Genomic DNA, 19,689 nt, shown 5'->3' on the forward strand with positions numbered 1-19,689 from the left:
AAATAAAAAAGACTAATCTCACGACTAGTCTTCCTATGAAACAACAAATTTAAGTGCTTATGTCGTCTCGAAGATAAGTCTTATTTAGAATAATTACAAATAATAATTTATTTATTCAATCATTAAGATTATCGAAATTGCTTTGGTTTCATTTGGCAAGCAGCCTGTTCCGCAATTTCCACGATCCGTTTGTTTCGGGTTTCAGGACGCTTCGCTAACGCAATCCATTGCAGCAACATTTTTTTGCTGATTTACTCAAACCGGCAAAGAATGCTTCAGCCTCAGGATAGCTCTTCAATGCGCTGTCCAGATCTTCCGGAATAAACAGTTCCTCTACACTATCGAGAGCGGACCACGAGCCGTTTTCCTGGGCCAATCTGATTACTTCCAGTCCTGCTGGAGTCATCTGTCCATTCGCAATAAGCTTCACTATTTTTTCCTTGTTGACCCTAGACCAAGTTCCCTTGGACTTACGTCTGCTGAATAACTGCTTAAAAGAGCCTTTCTGAATTGTTTTTCTTGTACTATCAATCCAGCCGAAACACAATGCTTCATCCACCAATTCACTCCAGGCTACAGCCGGCTGCCCTGAATTCTTTGTATGACAGATAATCCACACGGATTTCTCCACAAGATGGTTATCCATTAGCCACTGCCGCCATTCCGCCTGTGTGTGAATACTGATGGACTGCACTTCCTTTACCTGATGTATCTTATTCATTTGTAGTTTATTTATTATTTCCGGATCTCGACGGGATTATCCCCACAGAAATATTTCTACAGGGTTCAGCATTTTACTGCATTATCAACCCGCCCCCTATTATTGGTATATAAAATTAGTAAAACAAAAGACAACAGTTTGTCAGTACGGAATAATTCTACAGGATTACCTCGGAGATGAATCGCTTTAGATGGGGAGTTTAGTCAATTTAGATACCGCAAAAAAGCAGGTAAAGCCTTGTTTTTTCTATCCAAATTAATATTATATTTAATAAACCGATTATTGATGGTTTTCCAGAGAAATAACAAGATACCGTCTAAAACTGAGCATTATGAAAAATATTAAAATTGAGATTAAATGGGCTATTTTTTTCACACTGATGACTTTAGTGTGGATGCTATTAGAAAAAGTGTGTGGGCTCCATGGCAAGTATATTGACTATCACCTTTACCTAACCAATCTTTTGCCATCCCGGCAATCCTATTTATGGTACTGGCAATGAAAGATAAGAAGAAAAATTTCTACAACGGTAATATGAGCTATACCCGGGGATTAATTTCGGGCTTAGTGCTTTCTGCTATTATCGCTTTATTAAGTCCGCTGACACAATGGATTATTTCTTATGTCATCAGTCCGGAGTATTTCCCCAACGTCATCAAGCGATCGGTCGAAATAGGTTATTATAAAACAACAGCCGAAGCGGAAGCAAATTTCAACTATAAGAATTATGCCATTAATTCTACTATTTTTGCTTTCATTTTCGGTGCTGTCACCACAGCGATCGCGATGATTTTTATACGTACAAAAAAGTGATCCCCTACCCAGAACTTTTAAATGTCTGAATAAAGTTGGATAACAAAAATTTACAGGGAAGTATCACTTTTCAATTGGGAGTACAAGAAATTAATGGACAGATTTATAACAAGGGTCATCAAGACAAAAAAGAAGCAAGCCTTAATTTTTTAGAGCAAGTCTATTCTTCCAAACCGAGCTAACTTTTCGGCCCATTTTTCACTGTATGAATTTTTTAAGTTATGCAACTCTCCCATTGCCGAAGTTCGCACCGGAGAGATATGACACCTTTCAAAAACATCCTTCTTGATACTCATAAAGTTTGTTTTCTTAAACTGACTATATTCATGAAAAAGCTCATTATCCAATATACTGACAATACGTGCAGATTTCCCATAAAAGTTATTGTCAATGCGATTAGGGTCTAAGTTGCTCTGATTGGACAGGAATAAACGATCAAAGAACCCTCTTATTTTGGAAGGTATATAGGAGCGATAGACTGGGCAAAATAAGACAATATGTTTGGCCCAATGTAGCTCACGCAGTGCATCCTGAAGATCAATCTCTAATGGACTTGAGTAGATGGACGGAAGTTTGATATTATAATTAAAAAGCAAGTCAACGATTTTCAGATCATGCACAATACCATCGGCTTGGTAAACACCAGCGCGGTAAGCATCCATCAAAAAATCAGTGGACGCTGTTTTAAAAAGGTCTCCGTTGATTAACAATACGTTCTTCATCTTCTGCTAACATAAGCAAAAAAATAAAGATTCAAAGGCCTTACTTATTAAAATAATAAATATGTTAATCTAACAAAGACCAAGTACGTCTTGTCTGCACTTCCTGAACAACCTTCTGCTCCGCAACAACAATATTTTCCGTCGCTGACCGATATATTCCAATGTTGCTAATTTGCCCCATAGCGACACCATAACATCCATAAAATCAGCAATACAGCTCATGGCCTCAGCAATCTCAAAATGATTATACCGCATTTCAATGAGATTGGATAGGCGTTCCTCAAAATTACCTGGTGTCACATCTTTCCATTCATAGAAATATTTAAGCATTTCTTCCCGTTCAGCAGGTTCAACTAAACGTACAGCATTGAAAAATACATGGGCAAAATCAGAAAAATATTTTAACAGATATATGGGTGCCCGTTGTGGGAGAACAGATCTATATTCAAAAAATGTCGTAGCCATATATTCCAAGATCTTTTCAGTAATAAAGCGGATATTCAGCCCCAATTCCGTGATTTTAGGTCTGTTAACTGTTTTATCCATGATCTTATAGGCAGCCGTTTGAAATTCATTCAGCAAGCGATAGAAGCGATTGTGATAATCCATCAATAGCGGATGACTCTCGACGTACATACTTGGAATAATGTATTGCTGTATCAATATGGTCTCCTGTGCTTCTTGAAACAACTTACCAATCGGCAGAAATGATCCTGTCACTTGCCTTTGATTGACATCAGATTTACTCACAATATCGATTGTATACTCTTTTTTACATAGGGATAACGGAGCGGAGACTCTTCCGGATTAGGTTCGCCAAAAGCTGATCTTTTAAAGGGATTTACATGTAAAACCACATAATGCTCGCCGAGGGCCAATTTAGAAACATCCATATAGGCACTGAAACTTGCTTCAACTGCTCCTTGCTGATATGCTATGTTGATTCGGTTACCATCGCTGGTCACCGCATTACAAAATCGAACTTCAACTTCCAGATAACTTGTTGTTTTTTTGATAAGCGATATATCGTATGAACGTTCATATCCCGCAAAAGCTGGTAATAAACCAAAATTAGTACCATTCAGCCCCACCGAAATGCTATCGCGCACGAGATCCTGCGTAAAAAGATCCGTATGAACAAAATCCCCGCTGGAAAGTTTCATACCATCAATCCAGTTGATGCCTTCGTAATTTAATGGTTTTTGCATATCCTTCTTTGTTAACCTATTGTTTCTGAAACACGCTTAGCGTGTATGGTCATTTTTTCTGTAATCTGATTTCCCGAAATATCCAAACTTGGATCGATATAGACATTTCGCTTGAAAACAGACCGTTTCACAACAAATATCCATTTCTGATATTCTCCGCCAATATCGGCATAGCGAACTGGCGCATTGGGAAATTTACTATTGTAATCTTCGATAAATTTTTGAAACCACAAACCGAAATTCATCTTTTCAGGGGCTTTTACCTTTACACGTAATGGTTCGACATCTTTGCTATCCTTGTATAATTCCAGTTCCAATACCAGCAATTTGTCAAAATCAAGGTGGTCCAAATTAATTTCTTCAGGAAATCGTGGATACTCCCAGACTCGATGGATCTCCATCGGAATAGAAAGCAACGCAATATAAGTCCACCAAAAAAACATCGGCACAAAGAAAATCGAAACGCTAGTCGCTGCCCACCACCCTAATCGGAAAGGACTCATCCAATCAAAAAATAGTTTATAGATGTATAGTCCGAGCAACAACATGACCAACATCACAAAAAACACGAAAACCTTTCTATTTTCTAAGCTATTCAAGTCCCATTTGCTCAGCAGATATACCCATAAAACCCCACCCCAAATGCATAGATCATTGTCATGAAATAGCCCCAGGGCATAAATGCAAAACCCAAAAATCCGAAAAAACCAGGCAATGCCAATGCCAATCCTCCCAACAAGATCGAAATGATAAGCTTCTTATTACTCAGAAGACTATTCTTTTTATTCCAGACCGACATTACAATGGCCGAAATAAATACCAATAAAGGCGCAAGGATGTACCTTAAAAAAACTGTTTGAACTTCCATTTCAACTGTTGCACTATTCACAAACAAATATACTATCTTTAAACAAAAATTTACAATACTGATCACTCATCTCAGTTAAATTAGCTGATCGAGTTTTAGGGTTCAAGAAATAATTCTTTCAATGAAAAAAAAGGACAGTTTATTTTCAAGCAATAGTATGGTTTCGGATATCAAAGCAAGCCAAAAAGCCGCCGACTTGATTCAGCGCGGTGTTGATCCAGATCACATCATCTTTCGCTGCGCGGGTTCGAGCCGTCGTCCTTTCTCGACAGAAATCCAACAGGTTGACACCTATTTATCTGAAAGCAGCAATGAAGAGTTTGTCCGAATCAATATGAACCGGGAAGGACTTTATGATATGCTTCCAGAAGGTCTCTTTCATACCCTACATGCGGGCAGTGAAATCCTTGACGAAGATGTTATGATTCAGGATGTGCGCAACAAAAGACGCCAAGAACAGAATGCAAGAAAATTCTTCGCTCCATTTGAAAACGAATTATTTTATCTACGTACTCTGTTGGATCAATATGAAAGCCGTCTTGACATGCAGACAAGCCATCAAGAAATGAGCGACCTACTTTTGTCCAACTGGCCTGAACTACAGAAACTCAATGCACGCCAACGTGTGATCTGGATGCATTTTATTCCTGAAATTCATACTCATAAAAATGATCTCGGCTATGCACAACAGCTCTTGCGCAATCTGCTCAATATTCCCATCGATCTCAAGCTATCAACGCGTGACCGTGTCCTAGATTGGACTGAGATAAATATATCTTCTGGCCGACTAGGTCATTGTCAGCTTGGAGTCGATAGTTTGACGTCCATGACATATGAAATTAACGAGACTTATCTCGCGATTCTGATAGGTCCTTCCTATCCCCAACTATTAAAGAACTATTTGCCTAATGCCAAGGATGAATATATTATTCATCTTGTCCTAGACCATCTATTCCCCGTTCAATTAAACGTTCATATTACATATGATCTCCTACCCGAAGTAAAACACAGCTACTTAAGTGACAAACATGGTCACAATCAAAGTATCCTCGGGCATACGTCATACTTATAAAACTAGGCTATTTTACTAATAGTCTATAATGTACTTCCATACTGCTGCGTACCTGTAATTTCCCCAGCACTTGGGCTAATAATTCCTTCCATTCCGAGCCTTCTAAATCAAAAGCCAAATCCGGTTCTACATAGATATCCGTTGTCTTTTGAAATCCTCTCCTCGGATCACTGTCCATAACCACTCCAGGCTTTATTTCAATACGTTTTACCACATTGCCAAGCTCAAGCTTGATAAAATTGATGATATCGTTTTTACTGACAATACGATCTCCGGTAGTTACATTGTATTTGAAAGCTTGTAAACTATCTCGCCGGTTGAGTCTAGAGCGACCACCTTTACTATTGGTCAACAATACTAGCTGTTCATAATTTTTGCGGCCCCCAGCTGTAGCTGCAATTGACTGCCAACACTGATTCCGTTTGCCAATTCAGCATGTGTCAGCCACATTTTTGTGAACACGAGATCACCGTCATTTTTGGCGTTCATAACAATATATTGTTTAAACTCATTCTGGCTCAAATGCAGTGCTTTACCCTTTTGCTGGATTAACGCTAGGTTTTTATCCAACTCACGAAGTATAGTGTTCAGAAAATCAGCATTATAAGATGCAAATGCCGCTTTCTCATCTCTAATCAACTCAAATAGGTAATCCAATAGGTCCTTGGCTGTCCGACCGTCCAATCGCTCAACGCCGCCCTGCCGCACGGTATAAAATCCAGCATCGGCATGTACCCCAGACCGGTTGTAGGGCACTTCGCTATAGCGTTCGCCCTCCTGATCCACGACATCCTCTACCGTGAGCAGCTGTTCAAGTTCGGCAGTTTCTATTGCGACAATATTTTTAAGCGCCTTCACCCGATGTTTGCCTTCAACCAGACGTTTATTAACAACTGGAAACGCATTTATCTGTACATGTAGTTCCTCCAAAAGCTGATTTGGGAGCGAAGTAGGCATATCAATTCTGATCCAGTCCAGATCCTGATCCAGTTTGCTGACGATCTGCGCATCAAAATTAGCCGTAATTCCCTCAGGTATACTTTGTTCCTTTCCAAAACAGATCTCGTCCAGATCATCATCCAACGTCAAAAATGCTGCTGGTAGTACCCTTCGATATCTTGACTCAGATTAAAAGATAATTTTTACGGCCAAAGAGCTCTTCCTCTGATCGCCAATTTTTCTTTAGGAATCTATTCTGATGATGCTTCACTGGGACTCCATTGAGATACCATTTTCCCAAGTTCAGTACTTTGTACATCTCTCGGTTAACTTGGTAATTTCCCCAGTCAAAATAAAAATTCAATCCTTCAAAAGATTTCATCTTATGCTCCTCCAAGCATTTGATCCCCAAATAGATGGCATGTTCTGTCGTCAGGTGTACCGATTTCCCCAATACTTTTTCGAGTTGGGCTGCACTTCGTACAATTGGCGGGCCGTAGCCATATAACGGATCTTTCCATGAAACAGATCAACCTCCTCCAAACTTGAAAAATTCATTTCCATCATCTTCTCTCCTTTTGAGCCCCCAGCTGCAATTTTCTTCTTCATGTTCATCTGAAGATAAGGGCTTACACGCACCTCATTTTCATTGGGTTGATAAAATAGAATAGCATGAGCCGGTAGCGGAGCGACAAGATAATCCGGTGCCAGCAGACGACCGATCTTATCGAAAATTCGGTTTTCAAAATCGTGCACATCATTGGAAACTTGAAAAATCTCACTGCTCAGTACCTCCATTAATAGCAGAACTAAGGGATCGAAGTCAAAAACCTTTTGAATCCCCAAAGTTCTTGTGCTTTCTTGATGATCCTGTTCCGAATCTCCTCTTTGCTCGAATAAAAATATCGTTCATTTAAATCTCACTATTTAGATAGTGGGCTTAGAAAAAGCGAAGTGCTGAACGCATATCGTTCGCCCGTTTCCACCATCTTTCCTTCCACATAGATCATCACCTTCTTTTTAATTTCAGCCACATTCCGTTTTGGAAAAAATGTCTCCACTTCAGAAATATTGACCTGTACCGTAACCTGCTGAATACGCCATTCATATCGCGTGATCGAGTCTAGCAACGATTTTCGGAACTTCTCTTCCCAGAGGCTTTCGCTGACAATAAGCTCAAAATCAAGATCCCAGATTGCACAGCCAAAATCAGCGTTGAATCGGTGTTCACCTTTGCGCGTAAATATGATCAGCTCCAGGTAGTTTGAAATGGATCTCCCAGGTCAGCCTCTTTTAAGCGTTGACTTTGAACCGGAAGGTCCAGCTGCAGTGGTTTATCTAAGTAAAAATCCATTTCAAATCACTTATTGTTGGTTATATTCACTTGCCCAAGTTGTGCTTTCATCCTCCCCTTTATAACCATCAAGTTTTACCATAAAACTTTTTGCCGGAAAATAAGGTGTGATGTGAATGTCCAAGTGAATCTTATCTTTCTGCTGATCATCACGTTCAAAACGCATAATCTTAAATCGTTCAATTAGTCTGTCTGGTCCTTGGATACTGTCCAGAAACTTAACGATCTGTGCACGAAGGTCTTTTTCGGTTTTGGTTGTCCAGTTCTCAAAAGCTCTTCTGTTTAAGAAATCAAACAAGACTTTGGTGACATAATCAAATACGCGGACAACCGAATAAGTTTGTAGACCAATATTATCGCCATTGAACAATGTTTTGGCTGAGAAAGCCATTACTTTACCATATTCATTGACCATCGGTACTAGACCGATACGTTCAAGATGGGAGATCTCACTTTTTTTCAAGTCGAATTTTACACCATCGACCTCATTGATTGTACCATGTTTTTTACCAGCAGTCACCTGTGACATCAATGTGTAGTACATTTTCCCCGCCAAAGCAGCAGAGCCTGGTACAGTCAGATCCTCCTCTTCGCCAACAGTGGTATTTTTTCACGCCCGATCAACCAATTGGTTGTCATAATGACATTCGATTTATAGGCTTCAGCACTGGTATAATTACCTGAAGTAAACAGATCGATGACATCATCAGGTTGATCCAGATCCGCAAAGTCTGTTACCAGCATTGCTTTATTGACATTGGCAATCTTTGCCCAACGGTCCAACACCTTATTGGAACCTAAATAGCCAGGGACCACTAATAGCGAATAGTTATCCCGAAGATCCAGACGATCATAATTTTGTTTAAATTCTTCGGAAACATATTCGATAAATCGAGGATTGTCCAGGTCCGTCAGTTGATCCATACTTGCATTCATCAAGACCACGTTGTCCAGTTTATCCGACTCCGTATTTTTGTAGAATAAATGTACCGAACGGTAAGATTGCTCCAGGTCGCGGCTAGCTTCCAATGCCACCCCAAATTACGATTCAAGGTCTCTTCAGCAACTTTTAATTTTTCAGCACTTTTCTCCACCATTCCAGCAACAGAATCCGAGTTCTCCAAAAGATCCACCCATAACTCCATCTTCTTCTTCAGCTGCTCCCGTTCTTTTTTTTTCTGATCATCACTCAAAAAAATCTGCTTCCGTGCCTTCCTTTCAGGATTCAAATTCTGAATCCCGTCCACAGAGGCTTCCAAAAGATCAAAACCACCGACACGAACCAATTTATCCAAGCTATCTTGCAGGTTTTCTTTTGCTGACCTATCTTTTACTTCTTTATATCCGGCAGCGGTACCCGCTTGCGCCGCTTTTTCTTGTTGTGTATTTGCCATCTGTTTCCTATTTATTTGCTTCCAATTCTGCGATGAAATTTTTAGCACATTAATAAATGCTTCTTTAGTCTCCGCGTTTTCAATTGCTGATTTCAACGTTTTATTAGACTTCAGCTGTTTGATGACACTCGCAGAAAGTTCTTTCTGTACACTAATGTTAGATAAAAAATCGCTTTGTTGCGTTAGATTCTTGGCCGAAAAATCGCCAAGATTTTGAAACTTCAAATTCTCGTTTACTGCCGCTCCATCTTCGTCCTCAAACGATACATCCACATTCGGTTTAAAATGGGCAAAGACATCATCTACTTTCTTTAGTCCTTCAACTTTTTCAGGCCTTAAGGGCTCATTGTCAGTCAGCTTCTGAATAAACATCGTTTTATTGAACGAGATGTCCACAATGGACTCCGAAGTCTCTACTTTTCTTTCGTTTCCACCAATTTCGTACTCAAACATATTTCAAAAAATTAAGTTTATACTTATTTAAATTTTTCCTATTTTATATACAATATAACAAAATATTGGTAAATATTCATTATTTACGCCCGCTATTCCGCTGTCCTAAAACGACATACAGGTTATTTCTGTTTTATATCCCAGATCAATTTTTCTGCCTTTTCATCCCAGTCCACCGTCAACAGATCGCCCCGGTTCAGTTCTCCCGCGATCAGCATTTTGGAAATGGGTCTTCGCAGTTCATTTCTGATTCCTGCAGCAAGTTGTCGTGCACCATATTTAGGTGTAAAACCTTTCAACGCAATCGCCTTTTTCGCCTCTTCTGTCAATCGCAGTGCTACAGCCTGCTTATCCAATAGTTGGATAAGCTGTCGCAATTGTATATCAAATATCTTCACGACATTACCTTCAGATATAGGTGCAAAAGGCACAATTTCAGATATTCTGGCCAAAAACTCAGGTCTAAAATGAGCGGTCATAATATCCATGAGTTGATTATGTTTTGGAAAGCCCTGCCCTGATTCAATTTGCCCTGCAATCCATTCACTACCGATATTGGAGGTAAACAAGATCAGCGCATTGCTAAAATCACCTTCTTTACCCAAACGATCATGCATAAGCCCCTCATCCAATATTTGAAGAAAAGTATCAAATACCGACGGATGCGCTTTCTCAATTTCATCGAACAATAATACAGAATAGGGCTGCTGTCTAATTTTGTTGACCAATAATCCACCCTCCTCATAGCCCACATATCCCGGAGGAGCACCATACAACAATGCGGCACTATGCTCTTCCTTAAATTCGGACATATCAAAACGAATCATTGCTTTTTCGTCATTAAACAAAAATTCAGCAATTGATTTAGCGAGCTCCGTTTTTCCCGTTCCAGTCGGTCCCAATAAGAAAATGAACCTATCGGCTGACCTTTTTATTCAGCCCACTTCTTGATTCTAATATCGCTTCGGACACTGCTTTCACAGCCTGATCTTGTCCCACAACACGTTTTTGGAGGTAACTTTCGATCTGTAGCAACTTTTCCTTTTCTCCAGCCTGCAGTTTACCCATCGGAATCCCTGTTTTATAGGCCATCACCGCCACAATATCCTGTTTAGTCACTGTGTCTGATAGTTGCTGCGCCTGCTCCTTTAACAAAGGGACAATACGCTCCAGATATTCATTGTATTGTGCCACGGAGTCAAAATCTTCAAAACTTGTTTCCTCGGTCAGCAAGCCCAACAGAATCGGACTTAACTTATTAAAAAGTACCTCCGTCAGCCATTTGTAATCATTCAAGAGCTGAATCTCATTCTTGTGCTGCTGACCCGATTTCAACACTTCAAATTCGTTATCGGCATTTTCAAGAATTTCCAATGAACCACTTTGTGCCAACTTTAAAGCTGCCATACTACGATCCATGAGGTCAAATGCAGAATCTGGCAGATGCCGATCCTTCATGTAACGCTTTGCCAGCGTCACGACGACAGGAAGTGCATCCAGCTCGACTTTTAAACCATGGTGCTGTTCGTATTTATCCAACACTTTCTCGAGCATCTTGATGGTTTTTTCCTCCGAGGGCTCTGCTACCTGGAGCAACTCAAAGCGTCGGTTAAATGCCTGTTCAGGTTCGATGATCTTTCGGTATTCATCCAAGGTTGTTGCTCCTATTACCGTGATTTCACCCTTGCCAATTCGGGCTTCAGCAGATTTCCGGCACCGGAGCCTATCGGTCCTTTATTGTCCAACAACGTATGGATTTCGTCGATAAACAAAATCGCCTTATCAAAACCTTTTATTTCTGTGATAATCTTTTTTAAGCGATCTTCGATTTCCCCCTTGTAACTTGCCCCGGCGATCAAAGCCCCAGATCCAGTTCGAATAATTGAGCATCTTTCAGCAGTGCCGGCACATTTCCATTCACAATATCAATCGCAAAACCATCCACTAGCGCAGTTTTACCCACCCCGGCTTCACCAGCAATAATAACATTGGGTTTGTTGCGCCGACAGAGGATCTCCATCATCATCCGGATCTCCTTATCCCGCCCCACAATCGGGTCAGATTTACCTTCACGCACCAATTGCAGACGATCCACACAATACTGATGCAATGCTCCTTTTACCGTAGCGCTACTATTCATATCGCTACTTTCATTTCCACCTTTCGAAACAGCCTGACCGATTTGATTCTGATCTACGTAGAGGTCATATATTTCTTTCTCCTTGATCGGGAAGGATTTTAATTGATTGACATCAAAAGCAATTCCTGCCTTTGAAATGGCCGTGAGCAAACAGATGGGTGTAATTAAATCAAGTCCGAGTTTGATCCTGACGAGATCAGCCTCATCCAGCAAACGAATGACCCCTTCATTTCCTTTTATTTCTTCGGCTGGAACCGCAATATTCGATCGTTCCAACTCGTCCATACGAATTTCGGCCCACTCAGCAATATATTGATCATCTTTATGAATAGACTGAACAAATTGTCGCAAGCCAACATCCTTATGCATCAACGCTTTCAGCAAATGAGCTGGACCAAATTGGTTCTGATGATATTCCTCCGCTAAAGCTTGAGCAATATGAATGGCTAATTTAACAGATTCACTAAAGTTGCTGATCGTCATTTGCTGGTTGTTTGAGGTGCATTGATATTAAAGAAACTACCACGGACACGGTAATATTGCTCCCCATTGGAGAAAAATTTACCTTGATTTTGAGCATACGATCTAGTCATTGCCATCACCTGTTGCAGATAAACAATATAAGCTTCAAAAGTTTCCAGTGTCATTTCCTTCTTATTTTTAATGCTTCCACTTTCATATCTGTAAATGTATTGTGGATAATAGGAAGCCCTAACATAACTGAAAAATACTTTCCAATGGTCCATTTGTCGACAGCTCCAGCACTATACATTGGCCATTTCTTCTTATAGGCCTCAATGTAATTCTGATACAGTTTCTTTCTGAATGAATTATCATCTTTGACCAAATTATCTCCGGTCATCACAGACAAGGTGCTGTTGAATTCGTTGAACTCCCCGTATTCAAAACAAGATCAAAATCCAAACCCTTAGTTAATTGGTACTGCAAGTCAGGGCTAAATTTCAGCATAGAAGCAAACTTAAAGGCATTATGTGGCATTGATTCACCGACATCCTGGTTAAACTTGCCACCCAATGACTTAGCAACACTTGGATTGATGTTGGCATTTTCAATTCCCGTTAGGCGGAAGGCACTATCCAAGCTGTGTATATGTGAGCGTATATCCTCGCGGGTTTCATCCATGAAACGGTAAAACGCCACATTGAAACTCTTGTTGTTGAGCGATGAACCCCGGGTTGGAAACACCACTCCGCCCTGGATAAGGCTATTTTTCGGAAAATCCAAGTAATACGATATTGAATCCGTCAGATTAAAATCGTAGGATTGATTTCGAAAGCTTCTCCTTTAACCAATTGAAATTTACGTCGTTCAGCAGCATAATAAGCTTCACTGGACACCAATTTTCTCGATTGTACGATGAAATCATTGAATGTCGTCTGCGTGCTATTATACGCTTGTAACATAACCATCCGACCTTCTACATCCGCAACCCTTCGGGCAATAGAGGAGATCTGACTGGGATTGGCACCGCCTAAATTGCCTGTAGATCCTACAATCACAAATAGATTCGTTTGCTTTGCCACATCTTTAACCAAGTTGGTCGCCTCGCCTATGCCTTCAAAAAGAGGTTGTTCAGAATTACCGCGATCGCAGTTGCTTGTGATCTTGGATTGCTCGCGCAAGAAGCCCGTCAACTTGCGGAAGTCTTCGGTAAGTTCCATTTTTGCAGTTCGTCCACCACAAGAAGAAGGGTTTCGGAAGACCACACTACCATACTTTATGTTCTGCTTGTTAAAAATCGTTTCAACACTATTTTCAAATCCTTGAATAGTATTAGTCAAGCTCGCAAAGTGGTTGCGCATGGCATTTCCACCATCGATAACAAAAATAATATTGATTTTCGATCTATTTTTAATGAGGTTAATTAACCCAGGGTAAGTCAATTCGGCACCGTTGATCGTCAATAGTTTATTATTAGTTTTATTGAATACGTCAATGGCATAGTTTGTCACGATTCCCGATTCATCTACCGTTTGCACAGGTACGCCCAATAAAGTAATGTTTGCCGTATCGATCAATGGGTCTATTTTGTAAGGCTCAAGTCCATCGATACGATCTTTATTGATCTTCTCCATAACAACATCAGCTTCTGGAGACTGGAAAGTATAGGGCGCAAAATACAAACGGTGGCCCCAGTTCTGAACAACAGATGAGGATACCCATCCTTTCACATATTTGCCAGCCTCTCTGGGAACAAACTGATCAGCCGAACCGATAAGCAGCTGCTTGCCATCATCCGATTTTTTAAAGACATATACATAATTATGAAGTGCAACTTTCGCTTTTCCATTTTTCAGATCTGGACCATCAAAAACATAAATCGAATCTTTTTGTCAAAATAATATTGTCCGGCGACCAAAGGTTCAACATCATTAATAATCGTCAATGCCTTATTTGGAAAACGGGTCGCGACATCAACAAAAGAGCGTTGCCATAACAATAATTTATCTTTAGCAATCCATCCCACACTTTCTGCATGTTTTTGTCTTTCAATTTAAGCCCACGCACCATATTCTCGCTGAAGCGTAACAGCTTTAGATAACCATCTTTTCTTCCGAAACATAGAATGGCTGCATAAAGGTCAACTTCTCCATCATCAGTGTTCCTCCTGGCGAGGTCGTGGTGTAATTATCATTACGGTCAGAAAACACAATCCAAGGAAGATTAGATTTGCCCAGAGACAATTTAGTCGAGGTCGCAGGATTGGGTTCAAGATAAGGCACGGGTAGACCGACAACACTTCCACCAAAGGATGTTGCAGATTGCGCTTTGACAGCATCTGTACCCAACGCTCCCCATAACAAGCCAAGGCATAAGGTATAAGGCAGGAAATATTTAGCTATACTCATAGTAAGACTTTGCTATTATTTTGATTGTTTAACTTTGATTAATGTAGGACATTCTTTTGTTGCATTTGGTGTCGAAGCACTTTCTACAGTTACCTCATTGATCGTGACACCTTTGGAAAAAGTAAGTCCCATCAGATAGGTGTAGATATCCATTTGCTTCTTTTTCCCGTCCATCTCTACATTTACCTTGACCTTTTCATCTCCACACAGATATTTTGAAAGGATATAATTATACTTTGCATTAAAATCTGCGCCATTTGCAATATCCTGTATTTTTTCTTTCAGATCATTGAGTGCATCCTGAGCTCCTTTTCCTGGAGTGACAAGCTGGTTGATATCAGCTGTTGGATCGACGATACGTATCGTGTGAAAAACAAATTTTGGGCTTTTATCCGAACGGAGCTGCACCTTATAGATACCAGGTTTTGTATAGGTATAGAGCGCAGATTTACCTATTGCATCCACTTTTCCTGTCTCTCCAAACCACCATTCAAACACTTCGCCAGGACCATTTGCTTCCAGTCGTATCTCCTCCAGTACAATGCCATTGGTCGAACCACTGATAAATAAGGTTGTATCCTGTGCCAAAGAATGAACGACACTGTCTTTCACCGACACAAAAAACTGTTCACGGAGTTTATCGTTTACCGTGAGCCTTAAGACATAGGAGCCTACAGCCGGAAAGCGATAAGTCCCTTGTTGTTTTGTCGATTTATCGCCATTTCCAAACTCCCAAACCCATTTCTTTGCACCATTGGTATTATCTGCATAGATCAGATCCTCATTCAAATAAATTTCAGTCTTGTTTATCTTGGCGCTGATCTTCTCTTCTGCTTTGGTATAGATTTTAAAGAAATATAGCAATCCCGCTAAAATCGCAATGACTAAAAAGATGATGATAAACAAATAGATACGAGGGTTACTCTTGGAAACCTTCTGTACTGACTCCTCTTCAATAAAATTATTATCCATTTAGCTATAATTGATTATTTATATGTATTAACGCGCATTCATCATATTGATGGTCTGCTGCAATTGTTTCCTGTTTACGATGCAATCATCCAGATTTTTAGATATACGGTCTATATCATTTATATTGCCTTTAAGCTCCCGACGGTCAACATAGTAATTCTCATAGAGGACTGCTGCCTGTGCAAATATGCCATATCTGTTGTCGAAACTATTCTGCGCATAAATGGCATTGACATCATTAAATGTTTTTTAATATCATTTTCAATGAATACAGCCTGCACTGATGGATCAAATCGCTTGATCTGCAAGGAGGCACTATCCACATAGCGTAAGGCCATTTTTGCAGACTCTTCAAATTTCTGGTCATCCTGGATACGCAATGCAAGGTCTTCTTTTGATATTGCAAACCGAGGACCGTCACTATAGAAAAGAACAAAGCCTAATATTGTCATTGCCAGTACAAAAGCTCCCAGCAATAAAAGAAAATGTTCACGTCTTTCAGCTAAACTAAGTTTTATCATATTTTACCTCCCTACAATCGAGCCTTGGTTTACAACTTTGTTAATTTGGTTATTCATTAGGATACAACTTTCGAGCTGCATACGTTTACTTTCAATCAGATTTTTGGTAGAAAATAATGAATCTTGTAAGCGGGAAACTAAAATCACATCTCTATTTAACTGTCGATAAAATTTCAGGCTAGCTCTGCTACTATCTGCCTTTAAACCATCAATTACTCGACTGATATGGCCCGAACTTTTGGCAATTTCATTCTGAAGCACCCGTTTTCTGGCGATAGCTGACATATCCGCATTCCCTGACCAATATCTCTAAAATATTGATTGATCTGTGCAAATTGTCTATTGATATCCGCCCTCGAATTCATCAGATTTTCGACCTCTTCATACTGCTCTTTCAAGACCACATACTCTTTCTCAGCAGCTTTCAAGTAGAGAAAAAACTCGATAGTGATACCAGTAAAAGCATCGTAAACAAAATAATAAACTTGCGATAAGCCGCACTTATTTCCTTTTGGTTTATTGGTTTCATAATTTCAATACTCCTTTTTCTAAAACTATCGCAATCATATATTCCAGCATTTGGATAATTAAAACAGATCAAAATAAACCTAGTGGCACAAGCATTAATCTATTCAATATATGAACTAACGTTAGTATGATACTTCAAAATACTTCGTTGAACGTAAAAGCAAAAAACAGGCCACAAATAGGTAATTATTTATACTAGACACCTGATTTAGCATATTGTAATACTGCAACGGAGAACTACAATACCTGTTTTTCCTTTTGATCACACAAGCTAAAATGCTCAAAAAGCATAGCGGTAAAACATTAATAATCAAAATCATATTTCTTAAAAAATATCCCCACAGCACTTTTCGTATAATATCCTAAAACAAGTAAAAAGACAAGTTTCCATAGTTATATTAATTTATTATTATTATTTAAGCGGTGATTTTTTATTTTCTTCCCGATCCTTATAACCTATCGCAGGCTAACTCTTTTCTCCTACCACTACGACAATTCTTTTAAGTGACTAATCTATTTGTTGTAAAGTTGAACTTACCTTATCGTTAACGCTTCTTATCCTGACACATTCCAACACCTAAGCTACTGCAACAAAACCAATGTAATATTAAGGCATTGCCTGTTAGAAACAAACAACGGTTTAAAATCCGTCAGTTATCATCTTAAATCCGTTGGATATTTCCTTAAATTCGTATCAGCCCCAACATTGGATGAAGATTGCTATAAAAAGCCCAACAAATATGCTGGGCTTCCGAAATACTATGCGAATTAGTTTTACCTTATTCTTTACTCTTTTTCTATAAATTCAAACAGATCATTTTTATCCCCTTCGCTGCTTGCTACATTTTTAATATTTTTTGGGGCTGCTTTACCTAACTACAGAAAAATCTACTTGTTCATTTGGGTTATTAGATGTACAACCGATCAAAAACCACAAAGACAGCAGTATAAATAGCACACAAACCCCACGCCTATTTAGTTCAAATTCTTACCTTACCCCTCGAACAATCCTAGTCAGTTTTACTAGAAAACAGTTAAATTGTTATTTTTATCCTGGCTTAGCCAAAGTTCAATAATAAGCTCCTCCGCTGTTTCATTATTTTCTAATGCCAATGCCGAATTTCCATCTATCCGTACCAAGCGGCACAATCGACCATTGCCAGCTACTTCAACAACACTGTGTTTATCCAGATCCATCATCTTGAAGCCCTCCTTAATATCCTTCCTTATGGCATCTACTCTGCTTTTCACCTCTACTTCAGAAAGATAAAGAGTCAAAGCATTCCTCCTTTCGGTGAGCTCAATAGCAGCAAACAATTTGTTATAGTCACCTTTTTTACCAGCGTCTATGATCTCGCGATATATCCTAAATAATCTCTCTTTGAGATCATCTTCATTTACATTCCCGAGATCTCCCCAATTGGATACAACATAGGGAACATCCGCATGAAAGACACCCTTGCTCAGAAGAAAAGGTTTAGGTTCTGGCTCAGGTCCAATCTGATGTTTTCCAAAACTTTTTATAAAATCCCAATTTGGTGTATTTACGTCAACAGCTTTTACTTGGTAATGAAAATTTGCTTGCGGATTGAGCAGTTTTTCACCCTCCAGAGGCAAGGCCCTAATTTCAATATGTTGTTCACCACTACCGAATATTCCACCATTCAAAGGTATTTCAGAAGCCACTTGGCCATCAATATTTAACATAAAGACCTCAAGATCATTCACTTTAATTTGAAGTTTACACATCGTCGCTCCAAAATCCAAATTGTAATATGGCTTTTGCATGAGTTTTAATTTTTAGGATACATCATATTAAAATTGTCCAAAATGGTATTGTAACTCGTATCCTGACTATTCTCTACACGAGTTCCTTTCTTTACATAGAGGAAATTAGAATTTAGGAAATCTTTGCCATTGCTATCCACAGAAACACTTGGATAATAGAAAAGCCAGGCATTTAAAGATTCTATATCCCAAAAGTAAACCTCACCGGTTGAATCTTTTCTTTGTTCAAATTTTGGATATTTTTTCTTCAGATAATTAACTAATTCCTTTATTTCATCCTGTTTTACCGTAGTATACCGGAAACCTAAATATTGCTGAGAAGTTCGGTCGTCCACATATACTTGTATTCTATTAAAATCTGCTACTGGGCCATTCGGATACTTGTAGGTCGACAAATCTATATCTCCGATTTTGAATCCTTCCAACTTATCTGTTTTAAACGTATAGATTCCATAATTCGGATCTTGGAATTCTTCCAATTTTTGCGCACTAATCAAGGTGGAAACGGATTGATTAAAATGAATTGCCAGCAAATCATTCCTATTTTGAGAATTACAGGAAGTAACTCCAATTAGACATAGTAACATCAATAAATATATTTTCATAGTTTTTTTAGTTTGTAATTAACGGAATATTTGCGTCAACATTGAAGGTCTTTTCAATTTTTTCTATTATATCAAATTTTGGAATAACGTTATCATAATTACCCTCTGCGAGCACGACTTTCTTTTCCTCAGTCATTTCCATTTTCGTTTGATCTTTTTAATTTTCTTTGCCAAAGAGAGCGATACAGCTACAATATATTTGGCATTCAAACCATCAAATCCTAGAATAGGGCGATAGTATAAGCCTTTAGCATCATAATTTAATTTATGTCCAAACGTTATAGATCCTTCTGCGGATGCAGATGCTTCGAAATATCCTTGCACTTTAACCACAACTAGAGAAAGTTCACCTTTGACTTTAATACCTACCTTCAGTTCTACTTTCAATCTGCCTTTTGCGGATATATCAATTTTAGAGTCAGAAGGCTTTCCTACCGTATTAAAAGCAAAAGTACTATCAACTAATATTTCGTTCGTTATAACCAAGTCCATATATATATCTACACTCGCTTTAAACCCCAAATCGTCTGTCCCAACATTCGCGCCAGTCATCAACTGGTCTTTGATTTTTTGATACAATTTTAACACACCTGGTGCCGCTGCGCCCCTCGAGATTGCTCCCGAAACTCCCCAAACAATTGCTCCTAGCAGGTCTATTGTGATTTCCAAGGCTATTAGTGGATTAGCAGCCAACTTAATTGAAACCTCCGTTCCGATCTCG

General features: G+C 39.2%; 24 protein-coding genes and 6 pseudogenes. 2 read left to right on the forward strand and 28 right to left on the reverse strand.

Going from position 1 to position 19,689, the window contains the following annotated elements; genetic code table 11:
- Positions 1-128 precede the first annotated feature (128 nt).
- Positions 129-721 (reverse strand): annotated as a pseudogene (locus tag KUH03_RS00855) (YdeI family protein).
- 468 nt (positions 722-1,189) lie between these two features.
- Here KUH03_RS00855 and KUH03_RS00860 point away from each other — a divergent pair.
- Positions 1,190-1,534: a DUF4199 domain-containing protein gene (locus tag KUH03_RS00860; RefSeq protein WP_373564919.1), complete on the forward strand. Its 345-nt coding sequence runs from the start codon at positions 1,190-1,192 to the stop codon at positions 1,532-1,534.
- Positions 1,535-1,683: 149 nt separating this feature from the next.
- Here KUH03_RS00860 and KUH03_RS00865 read toward each other — a convergent pair whose 3' ends face one another.
- From KUH03_RS00865 to KUH03_RS00880, 4 genes and pseudogenes are all read right to left on the reverse strand, one after another.
- Entirely contained in the window at positions 1,684-2,256 is a 573-nt protein-coding gene (locus KUH03_RS00865) for an NAD(P)H-dependent oxidoreductase (RefSeq protein ID WP_120257260.1), read from the reverse strand.
- 69 nt (positions 2,257-2,325) lie between these two features.
- On the reverse strand, positions 2,326-3,006 hold the full coding sequence (locus tag KUH03_RS00870; protein WP_257091134.1) for a hypothetical protein: 681 nt from the start codon (positions 3,004-3,006) through the stop codon (positions 2,326-2,328).
- Positions 3,003-3,464, reverse strand: coding sequence for a hypothetical protein (locus tag KUH03_RS00875; RefSeq protein ID WP_257091135.1), 462 nt, complete (start codon positions 3,462-3,464; stop codon positions 3,003-3,005). The genes KUH03_RS00870 and KUH03_RS00875 overlap by 4 nt, the downstream gene beginning before the upstream one ends.
- 11 nt (positions 3,465-3,475) lie before the next feature.
- Positions 3,476-4,332, reverse strand: a pseudogene (locus KUH03_RS00880) (TssN family type VI secretion system protein).
- A gap of 121 nt (positions 4,333-4,453) precedes the next feature.
- Here KUH03_RS00880 and KUH03_RS00890 point away from each other — a divergent pair.
- Positions 4,454-5,404 (forward strand): hypothetical protein, encoded by a 951-nt coding sequence (locus KUH03_RS00890; protein ID WP_257091138.1) that lies wholly within the window; start codon positions 4,454-4,456, stop codon positions 5,402-5,404.
- 7 nt (positions 5,405-5,411) lie between these two features.
- Here the strand turns inward: KUH03_RS00890 and KUH03_RS00895 are convergent, their stop codons facing one another.
- The 23 genes and pseudogenes from KUH03_RS00895 to KUH03_RS01010 form a co-directional block, all read right to left on the reverse strand.
- On the reverse strand, positions 5,412-5,756 hold the full coding sequence (locus KUH03_RS00895; RefSeq protein ID WP_257091139.1) for a hypothetical protein: 345 nt from the start codon (positions 5,754-5,756) through the stop codon (positions 5,412-5,414).
- Between the two features lie 5 nt (positions 5,757-5,761).
- Positions 5,762-6,493 (reverse strand): hypothetical protein, encoded by a 732-nt coding sequence (locus KUH03_RS00900; RefSeq protein ID WP_257091140.1) that lies wholly within the window; start codon positions 6,491-6,493, stop codon positions 5,762-5,764.
- Positions 6,494-6,527: 34 nt separating this feature from the next.
- On the reverse strand, positions 6,528-6,797 hold the full coding sequence (locus KUH03_RS00905; RefSeq protein ID WP_257091141.1) for a hypothetical protein: 270 nt from the start codon (positions 6,795-6,797) through the stop codon (positions 6,528-6,530).
- On the reverse strand, positions 6,776-7,249 hold the full coding sequence (locus KUH03_RS00910; protein ID WP_257097968.1) for a type VI secretion system baseplate subunit TssF: 474 nt from the start codon (positions 7,247-7,249) through the stop codon (positions 6,776-6,778). Before KUH03_RS00910 ends, KUH03_RS00905 begins: the two co-directional genes overlap by 22 nt.
- Positions 7,250-7,266: 17 nt before the next feature.
- Complete coding sequence (locus KUH03_RS00915; protein WP_306429917.1) at positions 7,267-7,614, reverse strand: GPW/gp25 family protein; 348 nt, start codon at positions 7,612-7,614, stop codon at positions 7,267-7,269.
- A gap of 93 nt (positions 7,615-7,707) precedes the next feature.
- Positions 7,708-9,544, reverse strand: a pseudogene (locus KUH03_RS45110) (DUF5458 family protein).
- 122 nt (positions 9,545-9,666) lie between these two features.
- The gene (locus KUH03_RS00930; RefSeq protein ID WP_257091143.1) at positions 9,667-10,446 is read right to left on the reverse strand and encodes an AAA family ATPase; all 780 of its coding nucleotides are present in this window, start codon (positions 10,444-10,446) and stop codon (positions 9,667-9,669) included.
- 13 nt (positions 10,447-10,459) lie between these two features.
- A complete protein-coding gene (locus tag KUH03_RS00935; protein ID WP_257091144.1) occupies positions 10,460-11,197 on the reverse strand; it encodes a hypothetical protein in 738 nt (245 codons plus the stop codon).
- Between the two features lie 14 nt (positions 11,198-11,211).
- Positions 11,212-11,403, reverse strand: coding sequence for an AAA family ATPase (locus KUH03_RS00940; RefSeq protein ID WP_257091145.1), 192 nt, complete (start codon positions 11,401-11,403; stop codon positions 11,212-11,214).
- A complete protein-coding gene (locus KUH03_RS00945; RefSeq protein WP_257091146.1) occupies positions 11,400-12,167 on the reverse strand; it encodes a Clp protease N-terminal domain-containing protein in 768 nt (255 codons plus the stop codon). The genes KUH03_RS00940 and KUH03_RS00945 overlap by 4 nt, the downstream gene beginning before the upstream one ends.
- Positions 12,164-12,546 (reverse strand): annotated as a pseudogene (locus KUH03_RS47885) (hypothetical protein). Before KUH03_RS47885 ends, KUH03_RS00945 begins: the two are co-directional and overlap by 4 nt.
- The gene (locus KUH03_RS00960) at positions 12,546-12,929 is read right to left on the reverse strand and encodes a type VI secretion system protein TssR domain-containing protein (protein ID WP_257091149.1); all 384 of its coding nucleotides are present in this window, start codon (positions 12,927-12,929) and stop codon (positions 12,546-12,548) included. Before KUH03_RS00960 ends, KUH03_RS47885 begins: the two are co-directional and overlap by 1 nt.
- A 20-nt stretch (positions 12,930-12,949) precedes the next feature.
- Positions 12,950-13,876, reverse strand: a complete 927-nt coding sequence (locus tag KUH03_RS00965; protein WP_373564605.1) for a hypothetical protein — start codon at positions 13,874-13,876, stop codon at positions 12,950-12,952.
- Positions 13,877-13,900: 24 nt separating this feature from the next.
- Positions 13,901-14,026: pseudogene (locus tag KUH03_RS47890) on the reverse strand (hypothetical protein); the annotation flags it as partial.
- A complete protein-coding gene (locus KUH03_RS00970; RefSeq protein WP_257091150.1) occupies positions 13,999-14,172 on the reverse strand; it encodes a hypothetical protein in 174 nt (57 codons plus the stop codon). The pseudogene KUH03_RS47890 and the gene KUH03_RS00970, both read right to left, overlap by 28 nt.
- A gap of 67 nt (positions 14,173-14,239) precedes the next feature.
- Complete coding sequence (gene tssR / locus KUH03_RS00975) at positions 14,240-14,554, reverse strand: type VI secretion system protein TssR domain-containing protein (protein ID WP_257091151.1); 315 nt, start codon at positions 14,552-14,554, stop codon at positions 14,240-14,242.
- Between the two features lie 15 nt (positions 14,555-14,569).
- The gene (locus tag KUH03_RS00980; RefSeq protein ID WP_257091152.1) at positions 14,570-15,526 is read right to left on the reverse strand and encodes a PKD domain-containing protein; all 957 of its coding nucleotides are present in this window, start codon (positions 15,524-15,526) and stop codon (positions 14,570-14,572) included.
- Between the two features lie 27 nt (positions 15,527-15,553).
- A pseudogene (gene tssO, locus KUH03_RS00985) lies at positions 15,554-16,047 on the reverse strand (type VI secretion system TssO).
- Between the two features lie 212 nt (positions 16,048-16,259).
- Positions 16,260-16,475: a hypothetical protein gene (locus KUH03_RS00990; protein ID WP_257091154.1), complete on the reverse strand. Its 216-nt coding sequence runs from the start codon at positions 16,473-16,475 to the stop codon at positions 16,260-16,262.
- A 1,123-nt stretch (positions 16,476-17,598) separates the two neighbouring features.
- Positions 17,599-18,363, reverse strand: coding sequence for a hypothetical protein (locus KUH03_RS00995; protein ID WP_257091155.1), 765 nt, complete (start codon positions 18,361-18,363; stop codon positions 17,599-17,601).
- Positions 18,364-18,368: 5 nt separating this feature from the next.
- Positions 18,369-18,896: a hypothetical protein gene (locus KUH03_RS01000; protein WP_257091156.1), complete on the reverse strand. Its 528-nt coding sequence runs from the start codon at positions 18,894-18,896 to the stop codon at positions 18,369-18,371.
- A 79-nt stretch (positions 18,897-18,975) separates the two neighbouring features.
- Positions 18,976-19,104, reverse strand: coding sequence for a hypothetical protein (locus KUH03_RS01005; RefSeq protein WP_257091157.1), 129 nt, complete (start codon positions 19,102-19,104; stop codon positions 18,976-18,978).
- Complete coding sequence (locus tag KUH03_RS01010; RefSeq protein ID WP_257091158.1) at positions 19,101-19,661, reverse strand: hypothetical protein; 561 nt, start codon at positions 19,659-19,661, stop codon at positions 19,101-19,103. Before KUH03_RS01010 ends, KUH03_RS01005 begins: the two co-directional genes overlap by 4 nt.
- Positions 19,662-19,689 lie beyond the last annotated feature (28 nt).

The sequence above is a fragment of the Sphingobacterium sp. E70 genome (assembly GCF_019285695.1).
In the GTDB taxonomy this organism is placed as follows: Bacteria; Bacteroidota; Bacteroidia; order Sphingobacteriales; family Sphingobacteriaceae; genus Sphingobacterium; species Sphingobacterium detergens.

What these genes read in the sequence shown, in the direction of transcription:
- KUH03_RS00865 (WP_120257260.1), bottom strand. Translation starts at nt 2,256, where the DNA reads ATGAAGAACGTATTGTTAATCAACGGAGACCTTTTTAAAACAGCGTCC.
- KUH03_RS00875 (WP_257091135.1), bottom strand. Translation starts at nt 3,464, where the DNA reads ATGCAAAAACCATTAAATTACGAAGGCATCAACTGGATTGATGGTATG.
- KUH03_RS00890 (WP_257091138.1), top strand. Translation starts at nt 4,454, where the DNA reads ATGAAAAAAAAGGACAGTTTATTTTCAAGCAATAGTATGGTTTCGGAT.
- KUH03_RS00945 (WP_257091146.1), bottom strand. Translation starts at nt 12,167, where the DNA reads ATGACGATCAGCAACTTTAGTGAATCTGTTAAATTAGCCATTCATATT.
- tssR (WP_257091151.1), bottom strand. Translation starts at nt 14,554, where the DNA reads ATGAGTATAGCTAAATATTTCCTGCCTTATACCTTATGCCTTGGCTTG.
- KUH03_RS00980 (WP_257091152.1), bottom strand. Translation starts at nt 15,526, where the DNA reads ATGGATAATAATTTTATTGAAGAGGAGTCAGTACAGAAGGTTTCCAAG.
- KUH03_RS00995 (WP_257091155.1), bottom strand. Translation starts at nt 18,363, where the DNA reads ATGCAAAAGCCATATTACAATTTGGATTTTGGAGCGACGATGTGTAAA.
- KUH03_RS01005 (WP_257091157.1), bottom strand. Translation starts at nt 19,104, where the DNA reads ATGACTGAGGAAAAGAAAGTCGTGCTCGCAGAGGGTAATTATGATAAC.